Here is a 3,129-nt window from a genome sequence, read left to right as displayed (position 1 = left end):
ACTGCTGGCTTCCGTTGGCCCTGTATGACATCTTCCGCCACCACCCTGTTTTTATCTACATTATATCAAACCTGAAGTATTGTGTCACACCCCTTTTGACCTTAATGTCACATTTTAGCACAAACCACTTTGTTCACAAAAATTTAACAAAATAATTTTCGAAGAAACAGAAATTTTTCCGTGTTGCTCACTCAAAATTGGGCGCAAAAGCCCTCAGTTTTAGTTCAAGTCCTCACCGCACGGGGAAGAGGTGGGAAGATATCTGTAAGCGTAAAATAGGGGGGAACATATAGGGTAGAGAAAGGGCGCCGCATCACGGTGCGGCGCCCTATTTGCAAAGGAGCTGGACAGCTGTGATCCAAGGGAGGCAATCCTCCGGATGGGATCCATGAGGCAAGCGTTCCAACAAGAAATTCAGGTAACGGAATGGCTGCAGGCCATTGGCCTTTGCCGTCTCAACGATAGAGTAGAGCACTGCATTAGCAACGGCACCATTTGGGGTATTGGAAAACAACCAGTTTTTTCGTCCAACTGCAAAGGGCCGTACAGAACGCTCCGCCCGGTTATTGGACAGCTCCAATCGTCCATCCAGAAAAACATGCATCAGCCAGCTCTGCTGGTTTATGGCATACGTCAACGCCGTGCCAAGCATGCTTTTTGGCACGGGATTTTTCTCCTGTTCCTCTTTTGCCCAGCGGAAGAAGGCTTCCGCTACAGGTCTGGAGTTTTCCAGCCGGGCATGATATCTCTCCTGGAAAGAAAGTCCCTGTTTTGTATAGTCTTCCTCCATGCGGAAAAGCCTGTTGCAATACAGAAGCCCTGCCTGGGCTGGGGAGCGTTCCCGGATATCCTTCGGAATCGTTTTCAGCGTATCCGTAAATTTCCGCCTCATATGCGCCCAACATCCAACAACTACAATTTCGGGCGGCAGCTTACAGTGATATGCCTCATAGCCGTCTGTGTGCAGCAGCCCTGAAAATCCCTCCAGGAAGCTGCTGGCGCAGGATCCTGCCCGGCTGGGCTGGTAATCGTACAGCACAATCGGATACCTGGCATTGCCGGAAGTACGGTACACCCACACATAGCTTCTCTGGCTGGCTTTCCGGCCGCGCTCCCGCAGTACGGTTGTGGATGTCTCGTCCGCGTGCAGGATTTCGTTGTCCAGAAGATGCCTGTGCAGCACCTGGAAGAAGTCCGCAAAGTAGTTCTGCTGGGCGTAAATGATCCAGTTGGACATCGTCTGCCGGGAAATAGGCACTCCCAAGCGATGCAGCTCCTGCTCCTGCCGGTAAAGGGGAAGCGCCAAGGTATACTTACTGTTGAGAATATGAGCCAACAGGCTGGCAGATGCCAGCCCGCTGCCGGGTATCAGAGGGGCCGGAACCTTGCTTTTCTTCAGTGGTACACGCTCCCTGTCCCGTTCACAGCAGCGGCAGCTGTACGCTGTCTGCACATGCTCCACCACCTTGTACTGCGCCGGAGTATAGTGCAGTTCCCGGCGCAATACCTGGCGGCCGCAGGCGTGCATGGAACCGCCGCATTCTGGACAGACCTGCTCATCCTGCGGCAGTTCATGAACAATCTGCTCCACAGGCAGGCCAGACAGATCCAGTTCCCGCTTGCCCCGCCGCTTCCTGCGCTGATAAGTGACCTGTTCCAGTTCTGGCTCCGGTTGTTCCGCGTAAGCGGAATCCTGAAACAGGGAAGTTTGCTCCAGAAGCGTTTGCGTCTGTTCGCTGGAAGCGCCAAAACACCGCCCCCGCATCAGCCGGAGCTGTTGGGTCAGCCACTCCACCTGCCGGTGCAGAGCGGCGATCTCTTCTTCCCTTTTTTCTAACAGCGCCTGCCATTCTGCCGCGCTCTTGCCACACAGTTCCATGGGATAATGATACCAAAAAAGTGCCGTGATTTCAATCATCACGGCACTTTTTCTCCTTGAACGGCACAATCGATTTGCTCAGCAGATACGTAAATTCCTTTTCGCTGATCTCCACTACCCTGCCCGCTTCCCCATTGGGCCACGGATATGTTCCGCTTTGCGCCCGGCGTTTCCCCTGCAAAAAACCCTGCCCGTCCCACTCAATGTATTTCAGCATACTTCCCGTGCAGTCCCGGAACACGTATATGCTCCCGTCATAGGGATTGCGCCGCAGTTGGTAGCGGATTATGGAGGTCAGGCCATCCAGGCCGTTGTACATGCTTGTGACCCCACAAACAAACCGAACCCGTTTCCCTCGTTTCCCGCTCCCCATATGCTCGGCTGCCTGTCTCAATTTCTGATGCCATAGCTCCGCCTCGGCCTCACCAATCCGATTCCGCCCCTTCCGGGCCCCTCGCAGTCCATAACGTCCCGCTGCCGCACATTCCCGGCTGCAGTATTTTCGTTCCTGCCCTGTTGTCATAGGAATCGCTTCACCACACCATTGGCACACACCCTCCGTGTGCGTTTGCTCCACGGCCAGTAAATAACAGGACCGGCTGCAATATCTTTGCCCCCGCTTCCGCCCGGTGAGTGGCGCCCCGCACATCTCGCACTGCTCTGCAGGCGGGTCTGCACTAGGATTCGCTTTGTGATATGCATCCCACCACGAAATCCGGCACCCATCGCTGCAAAACCGCCGCTGCTTCCCCGTCCCCCACTCCACTTGGAATTCCTTCCCGCAGTTCGGGCAAATCCCCTTCGGCCGTTCCCGGGCCCGGCTGCGCTCCGCACGCCTTTTTGTGTGGTATTTGATTCGGCACCGGTCGCTGCAGAACCGTCTCCATTTCCCGCGCTCTCCGCTCTGCTCTACCTCCACGCCGCACTCTGGGCAGATGTTCACTGGAACATTATAATATCGTCTGGCATTGTGATATTTCTGCCGGCAGGCATCACAGCAAAACTTCTGCCTGGTTTTGTGACAGGTCGGCTCAAATTCCTGCCCGCAGTTTAGACACCGCAATATTCGCTTTTCTTCTCGCATGACCTCTCAGCCCCCTGCCTTTTTATTCCCATCTTACCACAGGGGGAAAGGTCCTCCTGGTAGTGTCAAGGATTTTGCGCAAATTGGTTTGCAGACCCTGGAATGAATGAAGTCAGCCAGCAATGGAGGCATCCTCAACGGCGGCCTCCAGGTGCTTCATGTTCAT

At 54.6% G+C, this 3,129-nt stretch carries 2 protein-coding genes; both read right to left on the bottom strand.

Going from position 1 to position 3,129, the window contains the following annotated elements; genetic code table 11:
• Positions 1-328: 328 nt before the first annotated feature.
• On the bottom strand, positions 329-1,918 hold the full coding sequence (locus B5F88_RS18795; RefSeq protein ID WP_087349009.1) for an IS66 family transposase: 1,590 nt from the start codon (positions 1,916-1,918) through the stop codon (positions 329-331).
• Positions 1,911-2,252 carry an IS66 family insertion sequence element accessory protein TnpB gene (gene tnpB, locus B5F88_RS20900; RefSeq protein ID WP_275532961.1) on the bottom strand — a complete coding sequence of 114 codons (342 nt, stop codon included), beginning with the start codon at positions 2,250-2,252 and terminating at the stop codon, positions 1,911-1,913. The genes B5F88_RS18795 and tnpB overlap by 8 nt, the downstream gene beginning before the upstream one ends.
• Positions 2,253-3,129: the final 877 nt, after the last annotated feature.

It is taken from the genome of Flavonifractor sp. An306, assembly GCF_002159455.1.
Classification (GTDB): domain Bacteria; phylum Bacillota; class Clostridia; order Oscillospirales; family Oscillospiraceae; genus Flavonifractor.
Note: the sequence above shows the minus strand (reverse complement) of the source record. Positions and strands in the feature narration are given on the sequence as shown.